At 57.1% G+C, this 23,709-nt stretch carries 18 protein-coding genes, 3 tRNA genes and 1 pseudogene; 12 read left to right on the top strand and 10 right to left on the bottom strand.

The window, feature by feature from the left end; all coding sequences use genetic code 11:
- The first annotated feature begins 3 nt into the window (after positions 1-3).
- Both QP400_RS00110 and QP400_RS00105 read left to right on the top strand, forming a co-directional pair.
- On the top strand, positions 4-1,179 hold the full coding sequence (locus tag QP400_RS00110) for an N-acetylglucosamine-6-phosphate deacetylase (protein ID WP_004806131.1): 1,176 nt from the start codon (positions 4-6) through the stop codon (positions 1,177-1,179).
- 4 nt (positions 1,180-1,183) lie between these two features.
- Positions 1,184-1,948 (top strand): alpha/beta fold hydrolase, encoded by a 765-nt coding sequence (locus QP400_RS00105; RefSeq protein ID WP_004806132.1) that lies wholly within the window; start codon positions 1,184-1,186, stop codon positions 1,946-1,948.
- On the opposite strand, the gene QP400_RS00100 is transcribed toward QP400_RS00105, so the two are convergent.
- On the bottom strand, positions 1,945-3,231 hold the full coding sequence (locus QP400_RS00100; protein WP_040315013.1) for a coiled-coil domain-containing protein: 1,287 nt from the start codon (positions 3,229-3,231) through the stop codon (positions 1,945-1,947). The two genes, QP400_RS00105 and QP400_RS00100, sit on opposite strands and share 4 nt — an antisense overlap.
- 392 nt (positions 3,232-3,623) lie before the next feature.
- Between QP400_RS00100 and QP400_RS00095 the strand changes: the two genes are divergently transcribed.
- The 3 genes from QP400_RS00095 to QP400_RS00085 are packed head-to-tail and all read left to right on the top strand — an operon-like array spanning position 3,624 to position 6,563.
- Positions 3,624-4,706, top strand: coding sequence for a hypothetical protein (locus QP400_RS00095; RefSeq protein ID WP_004806136.1), 1,083 nt, complete (start codon positions 3,624-3,626; stop codon positions 4,704-4,706).
- A 3-nt stretch (positions 4,707-4,709) separates the two neighbouring features.
- Positions 4,710-5,705 carry a DUF8094 domain-containing protein gene (locus tag QP400_RS00090; protein ID WP_004806138.1) on the top strand — a complete coding sequence of 332 codons (996 nt, stop codon included), beginning with the start codon at positions 4,710-4,712 and terminating at the stop codon, positions 5,703-5,705.
- A 3-nt stretch (positions 5,706-5,708) separates the two neighbouring features.
- Positions 5,709-6,563, top strand: a complete 855-nt coding sequence (locus QP400_RS00085; RefSeq protein WP_004806140.1) for a tetratricopeptide repeat protein — start codon at positions 5,709-5,711, stop codon at positions 6,561-6,563.
- Positions 6,564-6,736: 173 nt separating this feature from the next.
- On the opposite strand, the gene glgB is transcribed toward QP400_RS00085, so the two are convergent.
- The 6 genes and pseudogenes from glgB to glgX all read right to left on the bottom strand — a co-directional run bounded on the left by glgB (position 6,737) and on the right by glgX (position 17,467).
- Positions 6,737-8,923: a 1,4-alpha-glucan branching protein GlgB gene (gene glgB, locus QP400_RS00080; protein ID WP_004806142.1), complete on the bottom strand. Its 2,187-nt coding sequence runs from the start codon at positions 8,921-8,923 to the stop codon at positions 6,737-6,739.
- Positions 8,924-8,976: 53 nt separating this feature from the next.
- A complete protein-coding gene (locus tag QP400_RS00075; RefSeq protein ID WP_141740526.1) occupies positions 8,977-10,170 on the bottom strand; it encodes a phosphotransferase in 1,194 nt (397 codons plus the stop codon).
- A pseudogene (gene treS, locus QP400_RS00070) lies at positions 10,160-11,862 on the bottom strand (maltose alpha-D-glucosyltransferase). Before treS ends, QP400_RS00075 begins: the two are co-directional and overlap by 11 nt.
- Positions 11,859-13,979 carry an alpha-1,4-glucan--maltose-1-phosphate maltosyltransferase gene (locus QP400_RS00065; RefSeq protein ID WP_239181400.1) on the bottom strand — a complete coding sequence of 707 codons (2,121 nt, stop codon included), beginning with the start codon at positions 13,977-13,979 and terminating at the stop codon, positions 11,859-11,861. The pseudogene treS and the gene QP400_RS00065 overlap by 4 nt, the downstream one beginning before the upstream one ends.
- A gap of 131 nt (positions 13,980-14,110) precedes the next feature.
- Complete coding sequence (trpS, locus tag QP400_RS00060; RefSeq protein ID WP_004806150.1) at positions 14,111-15,211, bottom strand: tryptophan--tRNA ligase; 1,101 nt, start codon at positions 15,209-15,211, stop codon at positions 14,111-14,113.
- Between the two features lie 9 nt (positions 15,212-15,220).
- On the bottom strand, positions 15,221-17,467 hold the full coding sequence (glgX, locus tag QP400_RS00055) for a glycogen debranching protein GlgX (protein WP_004806156.1): 2,247 nt from the start codon (positions 17,465-17,467) through the stop codon (positions 15,221-15,223).
- A gap of 173 nt (positions 17,468-17,640) precedes the next feature.
- Here glgX and QP400_RS00050 point away from each other — a divergent pair, with 173 nt between their 5' ends.
- The 7 genes from QP400_RS00050 to QP400_RS00020 all read left to right on the top strand — a co-directional run bounded on the left by QP400_RS00050 (position 17,641) and on the right by QP400_RS00020 (position 23,011).
- On the top strand, positions 17,641-18,438 hold the full coding sequence (locus tag QP400_RS00050) for an electron transfer flavoprotein subunit beta/FixA family protein (protein ID WP_004806158.1): 798 nt from the start codon (positions 17,641-17,643) through the stop codon (positions 18,436-18,438).
- Positions 18,438-19,418, top strand: coding sequence for an electron transfer flavoprotein subunit alpha/FixB family protein (locus QP400_RS00045; RefSeq protein ID WP_004806160.1), 981 nt, complete (start codon positions 18,438-18,440; stop codon positions 19,416-19,418). Before QP400_RS00050 ends, QP400_RS00045 begins: the two co-directional genes overlap by 1 nt.
- Positions 19,415-20,557, top strand: coding sequence for a cysteine desulfurase family protein (locus QP400_RS00040; RefSeq protein ID WP_004806161.1), 1,143 nt, complete (start codon positions 19,415-19,417; stop codon positions 20,555-20,557). The genes QP400_RS00045 and QP400_RS00040 overlap by 4 nt, the downstream gene beginning before the upstream one ends.
- On the top strand, positions 20,554-21,645 hold the full coding sequence (gene mnmA / locus QP400_RS00035) for a tRNA 2-thiouridine(34) synthase MnmA (RefSeq protein ID WP_004806162.1): 1,092 nt from the start codon (positions 20,554-20,556) through the stop codon (positions 21,643-21,645). The genes QP400_RS00040 and mnmA overlap by 4 nt, the downstream gene beginning before the upstream one ends.
- Positions 21,646-21,715: 70 nt before the next feature.
- Positions 21,716-21,800 (top strand) — tRNA-Leu (locus QP400_RS00030).
- Between the two features lie 151 nt (positions 21,801-21,951).
- Positions 21,952-22,521 (top strand): flavin reductase family protein, encoded by a 570-nt coding sequence (locus QP400_RS00025; RefSeq protein WP_285462423.1) that lies wholly within the window; start codon positions 21,952-21,954, stop codon positions 22,519-22,521.
- 19 nt (positions 22,522-22,540) lie between these two features.
- Complete coding sequence (locus tag QP400_RS00020; protein ID WP_004806166.1) at positions 22,541-23,011, top strand: peroxiredoxin; 471 nt, start codon at positions 22,541-22,543, stop codon at positions 23,009-23,011.
- Here QP400_RS00020 and QP400_RS00015 read toward each other — a convergent pair.
- The 3 genes from QP400_RS00015 to QP400_RS00005 form a co-directional block, all read right to left on the bottom strand.
- Positions 23,008-23,472, bottom strand: a complete 465-nt coding sequence (locus QP400_RS00015) for a helix-turn-helix domain-containing protein (protein WP_004806167.1) — start codon at positions 23,470-23,472, stop codon at positions 23,008-23,010. The two genes, QP400_RS00020 and QP400_RS00015, sit on opposite strands and share 4 nt — an antisense overlap.
- A gap of 53 nt (positions 23,473-23,525) precedes the next feature.
- Positions 23,526-23,598 (bottom strand) — tRNA-Lys (locus QP400_RS00010).
- A 36-nt stretch (positions 23,599-23,634) separates the two neighbouring features.
- A tRNA-Lys gene (locus QP400_RS00005) sits at positions 23,635-23,707 on the bottom strand.
- Positions 23,708-23,709: the final 2 nt, after the last annotated feature.

Genomic DNA, 23,709 nt, shown 5'->3' with positions numbered 1-23,709 from the left:
GAAATGTTTGCCGTCGAGGGAAAAGTTGTAACGGAGCAACAAGTAATTGCGAACGGAGTAGTCGCGATAGAGGGCGAGACGATTTCCTGGGTGGGGCCCGCAGCCGAATTCACCGGCAAGATTACTACCCACTCTGACTACATTTTGCCGGGCCTAGTTGACGTGCACTGCCACGGGGGAGGGGGCGCATCCTTCCCGGACGCCCTCGATGCTTCGGATGCGAAACGGGCGGCGGCAGAACATCTGCGCCACGGCACTACTACCATGGTGGGGTCGCTGGTAACACAGGACGAACCGGTTCTGCTAAAACAGGCCGAGCTGCTTGCGCAACTGTGCGAAGAGGGGATGCTTGCAGGCATCCATTTTGAAGGTCCTTTCGTGTCTGCAGGACACTGCGGCGCGCAGGATCCTCGCTATATTCGCGAGCCCGACACTGACTTTGTAAACGGACTCCTGGCCGCCTGCAATGGGTGGGCTCGAACCATGACGATCGCGCCGGAAAAGCCGGGTGTTTTGGGCGAGGACGGGATTGCCGCGGCACTGATAGCCGGGGGTGTGATTCCGTCTTACGGGCATACTGATGCTTCCTCCGAAGAATTCCGCGAGGCGGTAGAACAGACTGCTCAGATGATGTCTGGCGGGAATGCCCGCTGCAACGTTCCTACGGCTACCCACCTGTTTAACGGAATGGCTCCTATGCACCATCGGGAACCGGGACCTGTCCCGGAGGCATTAGCGGCCGCGCGGCGGGGGAGACTGATCGTAGAGGTGATCTGCGATGGAGTGCACGTATCGCCCTCGTTGGTGCGGAACGTTTATGAGCTTGTCGGACGCGAAGCAATCACTTTCGTTACCGACTCCATGGCTGCTGCAGGCATGGAAGACGGGCACTACCGGCTCGGCCCGCAAGAGGTGGACGTGCGGGACGGGAAAGCATTCTTGGCCGGCGGCACCTCTTTGGCCGGCGGCACCTCTCACCTGCTGGGCTGTGTAAAGATCGCGGTTACGGCTGGAATCCCGCTGCTCGACGCCGTCTACTGTGCGGCCACCTCCGGTGCGAAGGTGCTGGGAATGAAGCACGTGGGAAGCATAGAAGTGGGCAAGCAAGCAGATCTAGTCCTGGCGGATACCAACTTGTCAGCAAGAACCGTGATCAAGGCAGGCCGGCAACTAGACTAGTGTCATGAGCGCTATTCATACCTATGGCGAGGCGCGCGAGGGCGCTCTCGTCCTACTGCCGCCGTTTCCTTTTGATTCCCGCCTGTGGGAGGCAGTCGCCTCCCAGCTTGAAGGGTTGCCCGTGGTAACGGTTGACCCACCGGGGTTTAGTGGAGATCAGGTGCCGGTCACCCCCTCCCTGGAAGCCTATGCTTCTTCGGTGGTAGACAAGCTGCGCGGTGAAGGCATTAGAAGAGTCTTGGTAGCCGGCTGCTCGATGGGCGGCTACACAGCGCTCACTATGCTGGAACGGTACCCTAAAATGGTGGCTGCAATCGGGCTGTTCGGTACCCATGCCGGCCCCGACAGCGCTGCCGCTAGAGCTGGACGCACAGAAGCTGCGGTAAGAGCGCTAGCAGGATCAGATATGCCGGCCCGTGCCGAAGGCACACGGGACCTGTTAGGCGCCTCCTCCAGGAAGGACGAGGAGCTCGTGCACATAATTCGCTCCTGGGCATCGGAGGCTCCCGCAGAGGCCGTGGCATGGTGCCAGCGGGCAATGGCCGGTAGGCCGGGAAGACTACACGTATTACAGAGGGCGAACATCCCAGGCATCGTAGTTCGTGGGATTGAAGACCCCGTCACGAGCCCCGAGCAGGCGACAGCCATGGCCGAGGCACTGCAAACTCAGGTTATAGAAGTGCCCAGGTGCGGGCACTTGGTGCCTATCGAGGCTCCGAGTATTGTGGCCCGCCACCTGGGCGATCTATATAAGCACGTATTCGGTTAGTCCTGAGAAGCCGACGGCAGATCTGCAGCGCTCGCTTCGCCCTCGTCTAGGGCGAGCGGGCGTTCCTGCATGGGGGTAATTCCCTCTAGTGCAGAAGCGGTCTCGGTAGTTAGCAGGCCACGTAGCTCCTCCAGGTAGGCGGCAACCGAGTTGCGCTGCTGGGTGAGCTTTTCGACCGTCCGCTGAGCGGAGGCTCGTTCGGACTGGGCCTCGACACGTGCAGACTCGCGCAGCTGCTCGGCTTCGGCCTCGGCTGCCGCAATAATCGACTCAGCGGAACGGCGAGCCTCTTCCTGACGACGGCGAACCACCGCGTCGGTGTCGGTGAGCAACCGTTCGGCTCGCTGCAGGGTGTCACCTAGATGCTTTTCCGCCTCGGCAACCTGGGCCTTGGCAGCGGCAACCATCTGAGAGGTTTCGTCATATGCCTGCTGGTGGGCGGCAGCGTCAGCTTCCTTGGCCTCGGCACGAGCCTGGGCGATCTCGGTGTCCGCCTCCTGCCTGTTCTGCTCGATCTGGTTGCGCAGGTTTTCTGCTTCGACGCGGGCTTCGCGCAAGAGGGCGTCGGCCTCGTTCTTCGCGTCGGTTAGTAGACGTTCGGCCTCGAGTTTGGCCGCCTCCCGTGCCTGGTTAGTCTCCGAAAGAGCAGAATCGCGCAGCGACTGGGCTTCGGTAGAAGCATCGTTGCGCATCTGCGAAGATTCCTGTTCGGCCTTCACGCGCATCTCGACATAATCTTTTTCAGCCTGGGCCCGCTGCAATTCGGTCTCGCGCTGGGTAGTGGCGCGCAGATCGGCAATTTCAGTGTTCACCTCAGCGCGCAGGGAAGAGGCTTCACGCTCTGCAGCAGCAACGAGCTCATCTGCGCGGTGCTGAGCATTGGTCAGTACGGTTTCGGCCTCAGTTGCCGCACGAGTAGTGCGCTCTTCAGCTTCGCGACGAGCCTCAGAAAGCATTCCCGCTGCTTCGGCTTCCGCCCTCTGAGTCATTCGGGAAGTGTTGTCGCGAGTCTTCTGTAGAAGTGCCTCGGCGTCCGCATTAGCCTTACCGACAATGGCGGTGGACTGCTCCTCGGCCGAGCGAAGAAGCTGCTCAATACGTGCGCCCACGCCCTCGTACGAACCGCGATCGATGTCACGCACCTGCGCTTTAGCATCGGAGAGCTGTTCGGACAGATCCTCGCTTCGGGCCTCAGCTGCTGCGAGTCGTTCACGCAGTTCAGACAGTTCTGCGTTCAGGTTCTGTAACTGCGTATCCACTTGCACGCGGTCATAGCCACGCATCACAATTGGAAAATCAGTCTGCTCTTCCACGTGTTCCTCCTCGCGCGTGCCGCGCGTAAGCGCCCGGGGGCATCCATACAAAAATCGTTCCTATTGTCGCACCATTTTCCTATTTCGACCAAGTTCCACGCCGAAGGTTCGCCCATACATGTTCGGTTGCATGATTTGCTCCGAAGTAGAGGACGAAGAAAAGCAGTCGGCAGTGATGGCCGGTTCTCCCAAGGGCCAACATGACAAACCTGCGCGCTCGAGGCCGCGGTCTTGCCTTCGCCGGAGCAAAAGGGCCTTATTTGTGCCAAAAGGCAGGGTAGATAGTACGGATTGGCCAAAAGAACGTATTCTTAAACGTAAGACTGTCAAATGTGCCGAAAAGGTGCTGAAAGAGGGGAACCGTGCTAGCAATTCTTCGCCGGAACATCATCGCACTCATCTTGGGCGTAATAGGGCTGTGCCTGATCCTTGCCGGTATTGCCAGCGCTACCATTTGGAAGCCAAGTCCCACGGTTGCAGCAACAACTACAGTGCAGAAGTTGGGCGTCACCCGCCCCGGGGTGCTTGAGCTGATCGCTAAGGACGTCCATATTCAAGCGAGCACTTCGAAAGGAGCAGTTGCCATAATGGTCGGCCGCTCCCGCGACGTGAATGCGTGGGTAGGGCAGTCCGGCTACACCGAAATCAACGGCCTGAAGACCTTTACTGCCCTAGACACCAAAGAGGTAAAAGGCAAGAACGTCGACCTACCTGATCCCACCAACTCTGACATGTGGGTGCAACAGGAAGCCAAGAACGGCAAAGCACAGATGAAGTGGCAGAACAAGGAAGGATCCTGGTCCGCCCTCATCTACTCTCCTGAAGCTCCTGCCAAGGTACAGCTGACATGGCATAGGACTGTTACTACCCCGTGGCTGTGGCCGCTAGTTGGCGCCGGGATAGTGTTCCTTCTGCTAGCTGCGCTCGCGGCAGTGCTTGCGTTGCGTTCGTTCCGCAAGCGTTCTGGCACGGGGAAGAACGAACCTAAGACAGATACCGTTTCTATCAATGTTGGTTCGCGAAAGATTGAGGCTCCGGGTAGGAAGGCGTTGCGGCAGGCCCGCGAACGCGGTGAGTCAGAGATAGTTGTGGACGGGGTGTCCTTCCCGACCGGACTGATTCCCGTTGTTTCCAAGAAGGAAGATTCTGCCGAAGAGGACGCAGCTGAAACCCAGGCGCAGGATCAGGCTGACCAAAAGGAAGAAGCCGATAGTCCCGAATCCCAGTTGAAAGAAGCGGAGCAACCTGAGCTGACCCCCGAAGCAGAAGAAGCGGAACCGGTAGCTACTCCGGAGGCCGAGACAAAAGATAATGAGGCCACCGCAGAGGGACACAATCCAGAAGAGGAACTAGCAGTTCCCGTGGTCGAGCTACCAAAAAAGTCCGGCTCAAGCAGAATCGATCTGAGTAAGTTTAATTTCAAGAAGAATAAGAAGGAGCAGTAAATAATGCGTAAGACGCTCCTAACTACTGCACTGGCAGGATGCCTGGTGCTTACTGCAACCGCATGCTCGCCCTCGAGTCCACCTTCCGTGAGTGCTCCCAAAGAGGTCGACGCGCCCTCCTTGAATGCGACGCAGGTTCGCGAAGTGATTAGCAAGGTGCAGGAAACGGTCTCCAAGGCAGACCAGAAGAAGGACAAAAAGGTTCTTGCCGAGAGGGTGTACGGGCCGGCATTGCAGACTCGTACTGCGCAATACGACGCTGCGAAGAAAGATGCCCCGCCCGCCCTCGACATGACCCCCACCGCGCTTACCGTTACTAAGTCGGCCGGGTGGCCGCGAGCAATTCTGGATCAGTCGATCTCAAGCAAGTCAGCAGCAATATTCTTGCTGCGCCAGGAAGACGCCCGCCAGAACTACAAGTTGTGGAATTGGGTGCGGCTGTTCCCAGGGGTGACTGTGCCCGAGACTACCGGCGAGAAGAAGGGCACTCAGATTCTGCCCAACGATACGAAGGATCTGGCCATCTCTCCGACAGACCTGGTCAGCCAGTACTCGAAGGTAGTGGTCAACCCGAAAGATAAGGCGGCTGGCAAATTCGAGGCCGACCCGTACGCGGAGTCGGTGCGGAAGAACTTGTCGCAGTTGCGCGACCAGATCGGTGATAACGGCCAGGTAAGCGTGAAGTTATCTCCCTCTCCGGAGAATGAGCCGATGGCCTTTTCGCTACCCAATGGGGGAGCCCTTGTAGCGGTTAGCTTAAAACAGCAAACTGATGTGAAAGTTACCAAAGCTCGTGGCACCATAACTTTTGAAGGACGCGTCGCAGATCTGCTTGGAGGCGAAGGAAAGGTACCGGGCGCAGCGAACTGGACTACTGCGGTCATGGCGCTATTTGTAGTGCCTCCCAAGGGCTCTAAAGACAAGATTCAAGCTATTGGTGCCGAGACGGCTATCGTTGCAGCGACGCGCGACGATGGGGCGGCGCCAGCAGGGGAATAGGTAATGGCAAATCCATCGACATATGGGGCTGTCGATCTAGGCAGCCAGAAGGCACAAGAGACTGCGCCGGCGGCAGAGCAAGCCGGGCCGGCTCTGGTAGTCGAGCTAACTGAGCAGAATCTGCAGCAAGAACTGCAGCTATCACAAAATGTGCTTGTGGTGGTCAGCTTCTGGGCAGATTGGTCCGATGCTTCGAAACAGGTCACCTCTGATCTGGAGCAGATTGCCGGACAAATGGGTGGGCAGTTCCAGCTGGCAAAGGCTTCCACGGATACGGCCAAGCAGGTGGCCGCTGCCTTTCGGGTGCAGTCTGTGCCCGCAGTATTTGCCCTCCTGGGCGGGCGGCCAATGCCTCTATTCCAGGGTCCGCAGCCCAAGGAACAGTTGGAACAGCTGCTGAACCAACTAGTTCAGGCCGCTCAACAACAGGGGATTACCGGCAGAGTAAGTGCTACTGCTGCGCAGCCGGCAGAAAAGCCCGTGTCCGAAGCACAGCGACTAATTGATGCTGCGCTGGCCGAGGAAGACTACGCCAGGGCAGAGGAGCTGTTACAGAAGGAAGTAACTAACCACCCGGCAGATAAAGAACTGAAAGTGCAGCTGGCAGGTGTGCAGCTGCAAATGCGGTTGAGGCAGGAAGAAAATCAATCCGAGGACGACCCGTTGGTACTTGCCGACCGGTTCGCGGGAGTCGGCAACGAAAAGGCAGCTTTCGACGTGCTGCTCGAAGCAATGCGCAACCACACCGGGCAAGAGCGGGAGCCCTACCGGCAGAGGCTAGTCGAGCTATTCAAGGTTGCCAGTGACTCGGCTGCAGTGAACGAGGCGCGGCGGCAGATGTCGGCAATTTTGTTCTAACCGTCTTAGCAGCTTAATGGCCCAGTACCAGCGGTACTGGGCCATTCTTGCGGGTAAGAGTCATCCGTTCGGTCTTAGCCTTGGAGCCTCCTGAGTGTCGCGCTGGGCGGCAGCCCCGATCTTGCGTTGCCTCCTCACAAAGGAAAACGGGAAGATCGGGGGCTGGCTTGGCTCTATTTGATGTCTAGAGGGCGGAGGAACAGTGCGCCGAGGGGCGGCACCCTGAGCTCAACGGAGTAGGGCCTGCCCATCCACGGGATTGGTTCTGCGGTGACCGAACCAAGATTGGTAACTCCCGAACCGCCATAGGCCTCGCTATCAGTGTTGATGAGTTCCTCGTACCGCCCTTCAAATGGCACGCCGACTCGGTACCCCTCGTGAGGATTTCCAGCAAAGTTTGTTACGCATACCAGGAACTTCCAATTCCCGTCCTTGTCTTGTCCCTTTCGCAAGTAAGAGATAGTGTTCCGGTCACCGTCGCCGGCCTCTATCCACTCGAAGCCCGAATGCGTGTCATCCCAGAGCGCCGGTTCAGCCTTATAGAGGTTGTTCAGGTCGGTCAGCAACCTAGTTATTCCGGCATGCAGAGGATCATCCAACAGCCACCAGTCAATGGAGGAATCGGCGTCCCACTCGCGTTCCTGGCCAAATTCGGATCCCATGAACATGAGTTGTTTGCCCGGATGGGACCATTGGTAGGCGTACAGCGCGCGCAGCCCCGCTGCTTTCCGCCAGTTATCGCCCGGCATCTTATTCCACAGAGAGCCTTTTCCATGGACGACCTCGTCGTGGGAAAGCGGCAGCACATAATTTTCGGAGAAAGCGTATACCAGCGAGAAGGTGAGTTCTCCGTGGTGGAATCGCCGGTTGATCGGATCCTCGTTCAAGTACCGCAGGGTGTCATTCATCCACCCCATGTTCCACTTAAGTCCGAACCCAAGCCCACCAGCGTCAGTTGGGGCGGTCACTCCGGGCCAGGCTGTGGACTCTTCGGCGATCATGACGATGCCAGGATTGTTCTTGTAGGCGGTGGCATTTGCTTCCTGCAAGAAGCTGATGGCTTCAAGGTTCTCGCGGCCGCCGTAAATATTGGGGCGCCACGCTCCGTCAGAACGCGAGTAGTCCAAATAAAGCATGGAAGCTACCGCGTCGACTCGCAGCCCATCGATGTGGAATTCGCTCAGCCAGTACAGTGCGTTGGCAACAAGGAAGTTCCGTACCTCTCGACGGCCAAAGTTGAACACCAACGTGCCCCAGTCAGGGTGTTCCCCACGCAGCGGGTCCGGGTCCTCATAAAGCTTTGTGCCATCGAAGTTTGCTAGCGCCCACTCGTCCTTGGGGAAGTGTGCAGGTACCCAATCTAGCAATACCCCAATACCAGCCTGGTGCAGTCTATCTACCAAGTACCTGAAATCGTCCGGGGTGCCGAAGCGAGCTGTCGGGGCATAGTAGGAGGTTTGTTGGTACCCCCAAGATCCCCCAAACGGGTGTTCTGCAACCGGCATGAACTCAACGTGAGTAAAGCCCAACTTGGTTACATGGTCTACTAGATGATCAGCTAGTTCGCGATACTGCAGTCCCTGCATCCACGATCCTAGATGTACCTCATACACGGACATGGGGGCCGAGTGCGGATCGTGCGTTTCACGATATTCCATCCAGTCGCCGTCGCCCCAATCATGGAACTGGTCAGTGACTACTGATGCGGTTGCCGGGGGCACCTCCGTAGCCCGAGCCATCGGGTCAGCTTTCTGGAACCAGTTACCATCCGGGCCGCAGATCTCGAATTTATAGCGGGCTCCCACCTTCACATCGGGGATGAACAGCTCCCAGACTCCAGAGGAACCGAGCGAGCGCATAGCCGAACCGGAACCATCCCAGTAGTTGAAATCGCCCACCACGCGCACGGCACGCGCATTGGGGGCCCACACCGCAAAGGAAACCCCATCTACTTGGCCAAGTTCGCCCCCGTAAGAATGTACGTGCGCTCCCAGGGCATTCCACAGTTGCTCGTGGCGGCCCTCGCCAATTAGATGCAAGTCCAGTTCACCCAAAGTGGGCATGAAGCGGTACGGATCGTCGACGGTAGAAGTCTGATCGCCGTAAGTCACTCGCAACCGGTAGTCGGGAATGTCTTCGCGCTCTAGCACGGCCACCCACACCCCGTCCTGCTCATGGCTTGCAGGGTAAGTGCCGTCGGCGGTGACGATATCCACCGAATCAGCCAGGTGCCGGACAGTACGAATCGTGACGCCTCCCTGGTCTAGGTGCGCCCCGAGTACCGCGTGGGGCGAATGGTAGCGAGCATGCGCTACATCCAGGAGGGTCTGTGGATCCACGTAGACAGGTTTTGCGTTCATGTGTTAAGCCTTACACGTTTAGGCCCTAAACGTGATGATTTTGACGGGCCAAGTTAGCCTAAAAGACGCTTCAGCCCACCAAGCGGAACATGTACCCACGTAGGACGGTGCTGAGCTTCATAGGCAACTTCGTATAGGGCCTTATCAATCTCAAGGATCTGCAAGGCCTCCTGGTGGAACTGCCTTACTGAGCTGTAGCCTTCTAGGAAGGCTTTCCGGTGGATTTGCTCCCACTGCTGCGATGCTCCGCCGGTGGCCCTAGCGTAGTCGAAGGAACGCAACATGCCTGCTATGTCCCGCTCCGGCATATCGGGTTCTAGGCGCTCCGAAAGAGGGCGAAGAGGCTCGCCCTCGAAGTCGATGATCGACCAGCCCGTGGCGCTATGAAGTGTCTGTCCAAGATGGAAATCGCCGTGCACCCGACACACGGGAGCCGACAGCTTCGGAAGGTCAGCAATGGGCAGATTTATCTGGGTAATGGGCGGGTAGGCGGCAGCGGCGCGCTCGTAGGAGGCCCTCAGCCGATTAGAGGCATCAATGTCCTTCAAAGTGCTACCAAAGTGGCGCTCTAACAGCGAATGCATTTGCGCGCTTATCCTGCCCAGTTCGAAGGCCTCCTTGGAGAGAGAATCGCCTGCCTTGGCCGCCTGGGTAAAGAACACGAAGCCGTCCTCGGCCCGGTGCACGTAGTCACTGGCAACAGAGTCAGTGATGACCTCGTTATTCCTGGTGATCTGCGAAATAGCGCGTACCTGCGGCACCCCTTCAAAGCCAGCCTTGGTAAGGGCTAACGGTAGCGATACCTCAGGCTGTTCACCACCGTAGAGGACACGGAAAAACTTGATAATTACCGGCCAACGCCGCGCCGGTACCAGCACTGAGGTGTTGGACTGTTCTCCGGTAAGAACCTTGGCACCGCCAAGGGCCTGCATCCAATCGGTGTAGGCCTCGTCAACCAGCTCAGGCTGCGACGGAAACAACCCGCCGCTCTTAGCCACCTTCTGCAACCATGCCTTCAAAAAATTAGGGTCTGCGCAGCCGTCCTTTACCAGGTGACCGTTGAAGAGCGCTTCCTTGCCTTCTGCGAGGGGAACTTGCAGGCAGGCTCCCTCATAATCCAGCTCAACAAGCCACCAGTGGTCGGAGTGGTCCAACACTTGCACGGTAGGGACTTGTCCAGCCAGGCGTTTTGGGAACCACCTTTTGGATTCGACCCACTGAGTAAGGGAAGGAATACTATTCATCATCGCCCTTTTCAGGTTGTTTCATTCGGAGCCAGTAGAAGGTGTGTCGCCCCAAGGTCAGTGTCAGCTCATCGTTTGCGTCAACTGTGGGGAACGGGTTGCCCGCGTACATGTCAACCGTGCGCCACCCTGCCATGCCGGGAAGCCATAGGTTCACCGCATGAGGAGTCCCTGCCAAGTTGTAGACGCAAAGGACAGTGTCTGACTCGTCGCGGCGGGTGAAAGCCAATATTGCATCATCGGAGGTATGTACCAAGGTCATCTGTCCCACCCCAAAGACGGGGTAGGACTTGCGGATTGCTAAGGTGCGGCGCAGCCAGTTCAACAGTGAGGTAGGCCGCCCCCACGCCTCTTCGACGTTCACCGCGCGATAGTCCCACGCCGGCGTATCGATCAGCGGTAGCCTAAACGTCTTTGGATCGGCTTCAGAAAAGCCTGCCCCTTCGGAAGCATCCCACTGCATCGGGGTGCGCACACCGTCACGGTCATGGAGCCAAATATTGTCGCCCATCGCAATTTCGTCGCCATAGTACAGGAATGGCGAACCAGGCAAGCAAGCAAGAGGGCGTGCGCCAGTTCGATGCGGCGGCGAGAGGAACCTAAAAGTGAAGCAAGTCGGCGGCGAATACCAACGTTCGCGCGCATTCGATCCTGGGGAGCGTACCACCCGTACATGGCCCGCCGCTCCCGATCAGTAACCATCTCCAGGGTAAGTTCATCGTGGTTGCGTAGGAACGTGCCCCACTGGCCACCGCTTGGCAGGGGAGGCAGCTGTGCCAAGATCTGCTTTACCCCCTTGGATGTTTCTTCCTGCATCGCAGCGAAAAGACGAGGCATGATCGGGAAATGGAAACAGATGTGACATTCCGGATTCGCATCGGTACCGAAGTAATCTACGACCTCTTCGGGTGGTTGGTTGGCCTCGGCAATCATGATAACGCCGGGAAATTCTTCGTCAATCATCTGCCGCAGATCGCAAATGAACTCGTGTGTCTCGGGTAAATTCTCGCAGTTAGTGCCGTCTTCCTCGAATAGGTAGGGGATTGCATCTAGGCGGATCCCGTCGACTCCCAGCGAGCACCAATAGCGCACTACTTCGCGCATGGATTCACGCACGTGCGGATTTTCGAAATTCAAATCTGGTTGATGCGAGAAGAACCGATGCCAGTAGTACTGGCCGCGCACCTCGTCATAGGTCCAGTTCGAATGTTCAGTGTCGACAAAGATGATGCGCGCGTCCTGGTAGGCGTCCGGCTCATCGCGCCAAACATAATAGTCCCCGTAGAAACCATCCGGCTCTTCCCGAGACGCCTGGAACCAGGGGTGCTCAGAAGAAGTATGGTTCATGACCATGTCGATGACAATGCGAATGCCGAGGGCATGTGCGTCCTCGATCAGCGCCTGAAAATCTTCGAGGGTGCCGTACTTGGGATCGATCCCCGTGTAGTCCGAAATGTCATAGCCGCCATCTAGTTGTGGAGACGGGTAAAACGGGGGAATCCACAAACAGTCAATCCCAAGCCAAGCCAGATAGCCGAGCCTAGAGCGCAGCCCTTGGAAATCGCCTATTCCGTCCGCATTCGAATCGGCATAGGAACCAAGAAGTACCTCATAAAAAACGGCATTGCGGTGCCAGTTCTGAGCCTCATGAAGAGGGCGGACCGGCTCCGGATCTAGCGGTTCGGGAAGATTCACAGTGCCTCCACACTAAAGACGTGCGCGACCTTTCCGTTCGGCCACAAATCCACATAGTTGGAAGATCCCCACTCGTAGGTGCGCCCGTCGAGTTCGTCGCGTACCCGCATAACTGGCCTTCCGCCCTCGGCAGGCGGGAGCGCAAGTCCCAGTGCCGGGATGTCAACGGACACCATGCCCCGGGTCGTATTATGCGGATCTAAATTAACTACCACCAGAACTGTATCAGCGCTGCCAGTAGGTGACTCCTCGGCACTAACGTGTTTCGAGAAAGCTAGTAGATTCGGGCTAGAGGTCTCGTGAATATGAATGTTACGCAGCCGCTGCAAAGCAGGGTGCGCTTTGCGGATTCGATTCAACGAGCGAATAAGCGGGGCAATGCCCAACTGTTCTGCAGCTTCGAAGTCGCGGTTCTTGTATTCGTACTTCTCGTTGTCATTGTTTTCTTCGTATCCCGGCCGCGGGACGTTTTCAATGCATTCATAGCCCGAATAGATGCCATAGGTGGGGGAGCCGGTAGCGGCAAGAACCGCACGGATCGCATAAATTGCTCTGCCCCCGGTCCACATTTGCGGCGTCAAAATATCGTGGGTAGTAGGCCAGAATGCTGGTCGCAGCAAGTGTGCGGTGTCGTTAGCCAGCTCCTTAAAGTAATCCTGCAGTTCCTCCTTAGTGGTGCGCCACGCGAAGTAGGTGTAGGACTGGTGGAAGCCAAGTCCTCCAAGAGTGCGCATCATTGCTGGACGGGTGAAAGCCTCCGCCAAGAAGATAATGTTCGGATGCTCCTCGTGCATCTGCTTCAAGAAGCGCTGCCAGAATGCCAGCGGTTTAGTATGCGGGTTATCTACGCGGAAGATGGTCACCCCGTGGGCTATCCACTGTTCGGCTACCGCGTAGACCGCCTCATAGATGCCTTTGGGGTCGTTATCAAAGTTCAGCGGATAAATATCCTGATATTTCTTGGGTGGGTTCTCGGCATAAGCAATGGACCCGTCTGCCCGCTTCGAGAACCATTCAGGGTGCTCACTGACCCAAGGATGGTCCGGGCTACATTGGAGGGCGAAATCCAGCGCTACTTCAAGGCCAGCTTCCTTCGCCTTCGACACGAAGAAGTCAAAATCTTCCATGGTGCCTAGGTCTGGATGGATGGCGTCATGGCCGCCCTCTAAAGCGCCGATGGCGTAAGGGGAGCCGGGATCGCTCGGGGACGCCTCTAGTGTGTTGTTCTTGCCCTTCCGGAAGGTGGTCCCAATCGGGTGAACTGGGGTTAGATACACGACGTCGAACCCCATCTGTGCCACCCTTGGCACGATGTCGGCAGCAGTCCGCAAAGTGCCCGATACCCACTCGCCATCTTGCCAGTGTGCCCCAATAGAACGGGGAAAGATTTCGTACCAAGAGCCATACAGGGCGCGCTCGCGGTCTACCTGCACCGGGTAAGACCGGGATCTTCCGGCAAGGTCCCGCAGGGGATATTTGCGCATGATGTGGCGGATTCTAGAATGTAGGCCTGCAGAGAGGCGGGTCTGTGCCGACTTGCTTTTGTCGCGTAGCATATCGATTGCTTCGCGAAGGGATTGGGCATTTTTGGGATCTAGCTTTGCCTGCGTCGGATTATGGGCTGCCTTGCCGACAATTGCCCGCTCTAACAGCCTGGCGCCCTCTTCAAGCATTAATTCGGTATCCACCTCGGCGGCCACTTTGATTGACGCATCATGGCACCAGGTCTCGTAAGGATCTGCCCACGTCTCTATGTGAAAGCTCCAGTCGCCGGGTTCACCCGGACGGAGCCAAGCTTCGTAACGATCTAGCCCGGGCGCGATGTCAACCATCCGGACCCGCATATGTTCACTTCCATCGGGTCTGATAAGGACCGCTTCGGCGGCGTAGCGGTCGTGGCCCTCACGGAATACCGTGGCGCGCACGGGGAAAGATTCGCCCTCGACAGCTTTCGCTGCCCACAGCCCATCTTCTATGGACGGGAAAACTTCGGTAACCGGAATACGTGCAATCTGCCCTCCAGTAGGCCTTTTCAGACTCTTTCTAGGCTTTCTGGCCCTACGTGGGCTAGTGGAGGTCACGGGCGAAGATGCCTTGGAAATCTTCCGGTCAGTCATGAGGCCGCCTTTCAACGTAGCTCGTGTGTACCAGTCTATTGAAAAGCGTCCCCCTTCGTGGTTTTTAGCGCCTTCAAGGGGAGACAAAAAATTTTGGGGGCCGAGTTTATCGACCCCCAAAAAAATTGTCTTTAGTAATCCATCTGCATTGCAGCCTTGACTTCAGCCAGCGTAGCGTTTGCTACTTCATTGGCGCGTTCGTTGCCCTTGTGTAGTACGGAAAGCAGATAGTCAGGATCCTGTTCCAACTCCGCGCGACGGGCACGCATCGGAGCCAAGAATTCATTCAGCGATTCCGTGACGACCTTCTTTAGAGTGCCGCCACCGCCGTCACCAATCTGGTCGGCCAGCTCTTCGGGGCTCTGGTCGCTTGCGAGTGAGGCTAGCGTCAGCAGGTTTGCGACCTCGGGACGGTTCTGCGGATCGTACGTAATGTGGCGATCGGCGTCGGTCTTAGCCTTCTTAATGCGCTTGGCAGTCTCGTCGGCGCTCATGCGCAGTTCGATGGTGTTGCCGCGGGACTTAGACATCTTGGTTCCATCAAGGCCAAGCAGGAGCGGAACGTTCGATAGCAGTGCATCGGGGCGCGGGAAAACAGCATGTTCCTTATCTGCCCGCCCGTAGCGCTTATCGAAGCGGTTAGCGATCTGGCGGGTCTGTTCTAAGTGGGGGAGCTGGTCCTTGCCTACGGGAACCACGTTCGCCTTACAGAACAGGATGTCTGCCGCCTGGTGAACCGGGTAGGTAAGCATGAGTCCGGACATTGCTCGCCCCTCAGTGGCCTCCAATTCGGCCTTCACTGTCGGGTTGCGGTGCAACTCCGATTCGGTGACCAGCGAGAGGAAAGGTAGCAGTAGCTGATTTAGTGCCGGTACCTGGGAGTGAGTAAAAATAACAGACTTAGCAGGGTCTATGCCTGCTGCTAGATAGTCAGTCAGAAGACTTAGTACTCGCTCTTTGAGTGGTCCCACACCGTCTCGGTCGGTTATGACTTGGTAGTCAGCGATGAGTACCCAAGTTTCGACGCCGCGATTTTGCAACTTCACGCGGTTCTGCAAGGTACCAAAGTAATGGCCTAGGTGAAGGTGGCCGGTGGGTCGGTCGCCCGTCAGTACGCGGAAACGAGAAGGGTCTTCATCAATTGCTTTGTCAATTTGCGCCGATCGCTCAATAGAGCGGGCAAGTGAAGCCTCATTGGTAGAGGTTTCCAGTAGGTCTTCTGCGTTTGTCATGGCTCCACTTTAGCGCGAAATGTAAATCTGCATCGAAAGGGCCGGGAGGTCGACTTTTGTACCCGGTTCTTCGACCTCTGGAACTTCGTTATCGAGGGCGACTAACGGGTGGGGCTTCGATAGGGCAGAGTCCCACACCTTCCTCCAGAATGTGCCTCGTCCATCCGCCAGAGAAAACGGGATGGCCTCGTCTAGGCCATTGAAACAAACAAGAACGTCGTTGGACGTGGACGGTAGGCCAGATCGGAGCATCTGGAAGGCCCGTCCGGCCGGATCGTGCCAGGCGCGTTCGCTCATAGGCTTTCCGCTTCGGTCAAACCAGCTTTGGTCCGGGATGGAATCGTCGCCGTACTGGGTGCCTGTCAAGAAATAGTCCGGGCGCATTGCCGGATACCTTTTTCTTAAGGAAATAAGGTGGGTTACGGTTTCTTGCAATTCCCGCTGCCAGGGTGCAAGATTCCAGTTCAGCCACGATATTTCGTTGTCTTGGCAGTAGGCGTTGTTATTGCCCTGTTGAGTGCGCCCAAATTCGTCTCCGGCAACCAGCATGGGGGTACCCGCAGAGACGAACAGCGTGCCGAGCAAATTTCGAATCGTTTTCAGGCGATCCTCCATCAAAGAGATGACCTGAGAACCGCCATTCGAACTTTCGCGGATGTCTCCCCAAGGGAGCGAAATGGGCGCCTCGAGCCCGTGGTTCCAAGAGAGATTGTGGTCAGAGCCGTCCCGATTATTTTCTAGGTTCGCCTCGTTGTGCTTGTCGTTGAACGAAACAAGATCGGCCAGGGTGAAACCGTCGTGAGCGCAGATAAAATTCACCGAGGCTCTGGTGCCTACATTCTGCGCAGGGTCGGCACGGTAGTAAAGGTCGGGGGAACCTGAAAGGCGGGTGGCTAGATCCCGGGGAGAACTGCCTCGGGAGGAGCGTTCAGCCTGCGCCTTGGCGTCGCTAATCCAGAAAGTGCGCAAACTGTCGCGGAAACTGTCGTTCCAGGTAGAGAACGGCCTCTTGAAATTGCCAGTCTGCCAGCCATTTTCGCCTACGTCCCACGGCTCGGCGATCATCTTCACCTGGCAAAGAATCGGGTCAGTAGCGATTGCAGAGAGGATCGGATGGTCGGGCGTGAACTGCGTGCCAAAGCGGCCGATAGTAGTAGCTAGATCGAAGCGGAATCCGTCCACTCCCATGTCACTCACCCAGTACCGCAATGAATCCAGGATCATCTGCTGAACGCGGGTGGAGCCGGCATCGAGCGAATTGCCGCAGCCGGTAACGTCAGCAAATTTGCCCTCCGGGTCATATAGGTAATATTCAGCTTCATCTAGGCCGCGCCACGACAGGGACTGCCCGCCCGGTCCGCCCTCGCCGGTGTGGTTGTATACGACGTCCAAGATTACTTCGATGCCGGCCTCGTGAAGGATCGACACCATGCCACGTACCTCGTCAACTACGGCGCCTGGACCGGAGTGCTGCGACTGCTTCGTTGCCAGTGAGGGTTCGGGGGCGAAGTAGGACAGCGGCGAATAGCCCCAGTAGTTGGTCAGGCCGCGCTCGGCTAGGAAGGGCTCGTCAAACTTCGCATTAATTGGCAAGAGTTCCAGGGCAGTAATGCCCAGTTTTTTCAGGTAGCTGATGGTGGCCGGATGCGCCACCCCAGCGTAGGTGCCACGTAGGTGCGCGGGCACGCCCTCGAGATTCTCGGTGAGGCCCCGCACATGGGATTCGTAGATGACCGTGTCTCGCCAGCTGGTATGTGGACGTCGAGCGACCTCGAATGATGGTCCGGTAATGACCCCGCGCACCGTGTAAGGAGCCGAATCTGTTGGGTTTGGCCGCATCGGCTGGAGCGGGTAAAGCTCATCATCGGTCTGGTGGGCGTGAATTGCCGGGCAAAGTTCTACTTTGCCGGTGATAGCGCGAGCGTACGGGTCGAGCAGCAGTTTGTTGGGGTTGTAGACCATTGCGTTTTCGGGTTCCCACGGGCCCCAAGCCCTGAAACCGTAGGCTGTGCCCGGGCCGATGTCGGAAACATGCCCGCTAAAGATGCCTTCTACGGGGCCGCGAAGGCGAATTCGCCGTTCTGCTGCGTCGGGTTCGTAGGAAGAGAAGATGCAAAATTCGATGTCAGTCGCGCGGGGAGCAACGACAGCTATGTCGACCCCACCGCCAACCAGGGTTACGCCGAGGGCGGGCATGGCCCCCATGATGGGAAGGGCCAGTTCTGAAGTGGGGGCAAAAGTCCGATCGTTACTCACTACTGCATATTCTCATAGATGGTCTGGAACAACTCTGGAAGCGTTTCGCCTTTTCGCCGCTTCGCGTAGAAAGGCACGAAATTGCGCGGATTGGCACTTATTTACATTTTCGTTATTGGCGGATAACTTAAGTCATATCGTCATTGCAGGCATGTTTGTGGCACGCTGGAGTCATGAAGATTGTCGTATGCGTAAAACACGTGCCTGATGTGGAATCAGATCGCAGGTTGGAAGATGGCGTCCTCGTCCGTGGCGAAGACGACGTGCTGAACGAATTAGACGAAAATGCTGTCGAAGCAGCAGTGTCTACTGTTGAAGAATTTGGTGGGGAAGTCGTAGCTCTCACCATGGGCCCCGAAGACGCTGAGGATGCAATTAGCCGGGCCTTGCAGCTGGGGGCTGATTCGGGTGTTCGAATTACGGATGATGAATTGGCGGGTTCGGATGCGCTGGCAACTGCTGAGGTGCTAGCTAAGGCAATTCAGAAGATAGGTCAAGACGGCAAGGTCGACCTGATCATTACGGGTATGGCATCTTTGGACGGTATGACTTCGATGCTGCCGGGATCGCTGGCAACTCAGTTGGGGCTGCCATCTTTGACGCTTGCCCAGGAACTGCAAGTAACAGAGAAGACCGTGCGAATTCGCAAGGTGGCAGACGGCTTTGTCGACGAACTCGAAGCTGATCTTCCGGCAGTCGTTTCTGTGACTGACCAGGTAAATGAGCCGCGATTCCCGAATTTTGCGGATATGGCTGCGGCGCGAAAGAAGCCGGTAACGGTGTGGCAGGTTTCCGACCTGGGCTTGCAAGGCGATGACCGTACCGGTATTGAGGGCGCCGGTACCAATGTGCTACGCGCCCGCCAGGCTCCCGCCAAGACTGCCGGGAAGGTAGTTGCCGACGCCGGTGAGGGCGGCCACCAGCTCGCGCAGTTTTTGATTAACGCCGGCTTTTCTGGGGAGGAAAAATAATGAAGCAGTTTACTGACCCTGTAATCGTCGTGGTCGACCACGTCGGGGATGCCACTCATGGCTACACCTTGACCCCTCCTTCTGAACAGCTGCTCAGCGCAGCCCGGAAGCTGACTTCTGGCAAGGTGTATGCGGTAGCGCTAAATCCCACCCCGCAAATGGACCGTCTTGCCGCATTCGGCGCGGATAGTGTATTTGTTCCTGACCTGCAGGGGCGCAGCCCGCGCGTAGCTGGAGTGGTAGCTGACGCCGCTGCAGCATGCATCAAGCATCTTCCGGAGGCCGCAGCTTTGTTTACGGTGTCGAACTACCGAGGTCGTGAAGTTGCTTCTCACATGGCCACTTTGATGGATGCGGGAGCATCTGTAGACGTCACCCGACTCAGTGTGCGCGACGGTAAGTTAGTTGCGGGCAAATCGGTGCTGGCGGGTTCCTGGGAAACCATTTTCGCGGTGCGCCGTGGTACTCCCGTGATCGCGGTTCGCCCTTCCGCTTTCGAGGCGGTACAGGTGGATTCTCCTGCAGACGTTGAACGAATCGACCTGACAGTAGAATTTCGAGATTCTTCCTCGGCAGTTCGCGTGGTCAGCTCCGAAGCTCGCGAGGGCGACGGGCCGTCTTTGACAGAAGCAGCAGTAGTCGTATGTGGCGGTCGCGGCACAAATGGGGATTTCTCGCTCGTCAACCAGATGGCAAGTACCCTTGGCGGCGCAGTTGGAGCAACCCGCGTGGCAGCCGACGAAGGATGGGTAGATCGTGCTATCCAGATCGGACAGACAGGCGAGACCGTGGCACCATCCCTATACATAGGCCTAGGCGTCTCCGGCGCTGTCCATCACACCTGCGGCATTCAAGGAGCCGGCATGGTTGTCGCCGTTTGTGACGACCCTGACGCCCCCATCTTTGAACTGTGCGATTTTGGCGTCGTAGGGGACATCAACCAGGTGATCCCTCAGGCATTGGAGGACCTTCGCAAATGAGTCCGGTCTACCTGGACTATGCAGCCACCGCTCCGATGCGCCCATCGGTACGGGAAGCAATGATGAAGGTACTGAGCGGTCCCATGGTGGCCAACCCCAACGCGCTCCATATTGCCGGCCGCTCCGCTAAAGAAATGCTCGAGGCTGCCCGCGAACGGGTAGCCCGAGCACTGGGCGCAGCCCCCGCAGAAGTCATCTTCACAGGTGGAGGAACGGAAGCTGACGCGCTCGCGGTCCGCGGCCTGGTCGGCTCTGGTCCCTTGGCAATTAGCGCGGTCGAGCACGAGGCGGTGGCAAAGAACGCTGCCGACATAGCACAGCGCGAAGGAATTGGCTTACTTCACCTGCCTGTGGGGTCCGACGGAGTGCTAGACCTCGAAGCGAGCCGAGAGGTAATTGAGAGGGAACGCCCCTCACTGATTTCGGTGATGGCTGTAAACAACGAAAACGGGGCAATCCAGCCAATCGCGAAACTGGTTGAAATCGCCAATTCGTTGCCGCGCCCCGCCCTCGTGCATACTGACGCTATCCAAGCAGTAGGCAGAATCGATTTTGATTTTGCAAAATCCGGTCTTACCGCTCTTTCGGTGGCTTCTCATAAGCTAGGGGGCCCCGCGGGTATCGGGGCGCTACTCTTACGCAAAGGCCAGTCCTTGCGCACAGATCGCAAAGGCGGGGGGCAGGAACGCGACCTTCGCTCCGGCACGCAAAATGTGCTGGGGGCGGTTGGCTTTGCCGAAGCCATTACTACCACGTTGGCGTGCCAGCACGAAGAAGAACTGCGAGCCAGGAAGTTTCGTGAACAGATTCTGCAAGCAGCTGCCCAAATTGATGGCGTAGAGGTTACTGCAGAGGGCGTTTCCGAAATAATCAACTTCACATGTGAGGGATGCACCTCAGAGGGCTTGCTCTTCGGGTTTGACCAGAGCAAAATATGCGTCAGCGCTGGTTCTGCATGCAAAGCTGGGGTAGCCAGGCCATCGTCGGTGCTCCTAGCCATGGGCAGAACCGAAGCTCAAGCGGCGTCCTCTCTGAGGGTGTCAATGGGCTGGCATACCACTGAAGAGGACATAGAAGCGTTTTGTGCTTGCCTACCGCAGGCGGTGCAGATAGCGCGCAGACTGGAAGGGCGTAAATGAAGGTACTCGCTGCACTATCGGGCGGAGTCGATTCGGCGGTTGCATGTGCGCGCGCCGTAGAGGCCGGGCACGAAGTAACTGCGGTACACATGGCGCTCTCCGGTTCCAGTCAGGCTACTCGGTGTGGTTCGCGTGGCTGTTGCACTATCGAAGATGCGGATGATGCCCGCAGGGCTGCCGCCAAGTTGGGCATTCCTTTTTACATTTGGGATTTGGCAGAAGATTTCGAGGATACAGTAGTTTCCGACTTTGTCGCGGAGTATCAGGCCGGCCGAACTCCGAACCCGTGCGTGCGATGCAACGAATTCGTGAAGTTTCGCGAGCTGCTAGAGAGGGGGATCGCCCTCGGCTTTGATGCTGTCTGTACAGGCCATTATGCCCGACTAGTTCAGGGCGAAAACGGCCCTGAACTACATCGGGCTATTTGCGAGGAGAAGGACCAGTCTTACGTGCTCGCGGTAATGGGCAGGGAGGCGCTCTCGCACGTACTTTTCCCGCTGGGAGAGGTTCCGTCTAAGGCACTGGTTCGTGCCGAAGCGGAAGAGCGCGGACTGATCATGGCTAACAAGCCGGACTCATACGACATCTGCTTCATCCCCGACGGAAACACGCGAAACTTTCTTGCTTCTAAACTTGGCGAGAAAGAGGGCCAGATCGTGGACGTCGATGGCAACGTGCTAGGCAGCCACAAGGGATATTTTGGGTACACGGTCGGGCAGCGGAAAGGGCTAGGACTTACTGTTCCCGCTCCGGATGGCCGCCCTCGATATGTGCTGGAGACGCGCCCACAGTCCAATCAGGTAGTGGTGGGAGCTGCTGAACTCTTGTCGGTTGATCGGATTGAGTGCGCGGACATGGTTCCAATGGCGTCCGATATTTACGGAGAGGGCGCGCGAATCCAATTCCGAGCACATGGGCGGCAGATAGAAGCGACGATCGTGCGTACTGAGGCAGGATTCGTAGCGGAGCTACTAAAGCCTGTGCGAGCAGTTGCACCAGGACAGTCGTTGGTGGTGTACCGCGGCTCGCAGGTGGTGGCTGAGGCGACCATCATGAAGGCTTCCAGGGTGGCACAGCAGGTCGCCTGAAGAATGTGGCGATAACCATTATTTTGGCTTTGGAGATAGGCCACTGGCGCTGGTATGGTTATTGAGTCTCGCGCGCGTGGCGGAATTGGCAGACGCGCTGGATTTAGGTTCCAGTGTCTTACGACGTGGGGGTTCAAGTCCCCCCGCGCGCACCACAAAATAGTTCTCACCAGTACTGACAACTGGTTATAAATGTGAATCGCTGGCCGGCAGCAAACGCTGCGGCCAGTTTTTTATATACCTTCTTCGTGCTTTTCTGTTTTGCGCTAGCGCTAACTAGACTAAAAGGCAGTAGAAAGGCGCTCGATGAACCTAACAACGTTTGTGGCAGATATGTCCGATCCCAAAGATTTTTATCGGCTTTCCATGTCCCTGGTGGTACCCAGGCCAATCGCCTGGATTTCTACCTATAATTCCAAGGGAGAAGCCAACGTCGCGCCGTACGCGTTATTTACTGCTGCTAGTACGGAACCGCTGATTGTGCAATTCTCTTCTAGAAAGCCCAAGGACAGCTACCATAATGCCTGTGAACGCGGTGCTTTCGTTGTGAATTTTGCCGGGGTAGGCGACAAAGAACTGGTTGCGGCTAGCTCGAGGGAATTTAGGCGCGACGTTTCGGAGGCAACCGAATTGGCCCTAGAAGTTATCCCTGCCCAGGACGTGGATGCACCTATGCTGGCAGGCACTAAAGCTGCTTTTGAATGCAGACTAGTGGACACCCATCAGGTTGGTGGGGCGATACTAACTTTCGGGCAGGTGACCCGCATACATGTGGCGAAAGATGTGCTTGGGGCAGATGGCTTGGCAGATGTCACTCGTCTTGCCCCACTTTCGAAATTGGGTAGCTCCCTGTGGGGAAGTACTCTTACTCTGTAACAGCGTTGGAAGGAGCAGCATGCGACTGGAAATAGGACAGAAAGCCCCCGACTTCTCTATCCCGTTATGCGGAGGAGGCCAGTTTGTTCTGGCAGATGAACTGAAGAAGACCGAAAGCGGGGCAATCGTATATTTTTACCCGCGAGCTTCGACCCCCGGTTGTACCACTGAAGCCTGCGACTTTCGTGACTCCTTAGCCTCTCTGCAAGGCGCTGGGTACGCGGTGGTCGGAATTAGTCCCGACAAGATGGGAGCGCTAGAGAAGTTTGCGCAAAAGTATTCTTTGTCTTTCCCGCTTGCATCTGATGAAGATAAGGAAGTCATGAAGGCGTACGGAGCCTTCGGCGAGAAGAAGAACTACGGCAAGGTGGTTCAGGGAGTGATCCGTTCTACCATCGTGGTGGGCAAGGACGGACTGGTAAAAGTTGCCATGTATAACGTGCGCGCCAAAGGCCACGTTAGCCGGCTTCGGAAGGAACTCGCCCTCTAAGGCATCACTTCAGGCTCGCCGTGGCTGCTAGCCTTGCGAGCCTGAGCCATCAACTTGTGAGTATCGCCGCTGAATATAGCCTGCTTCGGAGGAGTCTCGCCGGATGCCCACCAGCAGGCCGCTTCCACTGGACCCATCTTTTGCCGCAGTAGCGCGTGGATTTTACCTATGTTTTTGTCGAGGGCGCGATCTGGACGCATCTGCCAAGTCGGGTAATACCAGGTGCGTCCCAGTTGCACTGCTACAAGCCGGTTTTCCGTTGCCGCTTTATGTATTCCCTGTCTAGAAATACCTAGCCACGCAACTAGTTCGGGAGTTGTGCAACACGGCCCAACTAGCTCTGTCAGGCGTAGGGGAGTGTTTACTAGGGACCGGACTAGTCGCAATACCTCCTGGGCAAGTTCGTCCTCGCGCGGACTCTTAGAAAGGAGGGCGGCTATCTTGTCTTTTGAAGAGGGCACAGGCGAAATCCAGTCTAGATAAAAAAATATCCCAGCCCGCGGCTGGGAGAGAGTGCGCCATGAGGGAATCGAACCCCCAACCCGCTGATTAAGAGTCAGCTGCTCTGCCAATTGAGCTAATGGCGCAGGGAGGACCTCTGGTCGTGAGAACCCAAGGTCCAGTGCGCCATGAGGGAATCGAACCCCCAACCCGCTGATTAAGAGTCAGCTGCTCTGCCAATTGAGCTAATGGCGCAG

The organism is Winkia sp. UMB3158, from assembly GCF_030217145.1.
Taxonomy (GTDB): Bacteria; Actinomycetota; Actinomycetes; order Actinomycetales; family Actinomycetaceae; genus Winkia; species Winkia anitrata.
The sequence above is the reverse complement of the archived record's forward strand: the minus strand, read 5'-3'. Positions and strand labels throughout refer to the sequence as shown.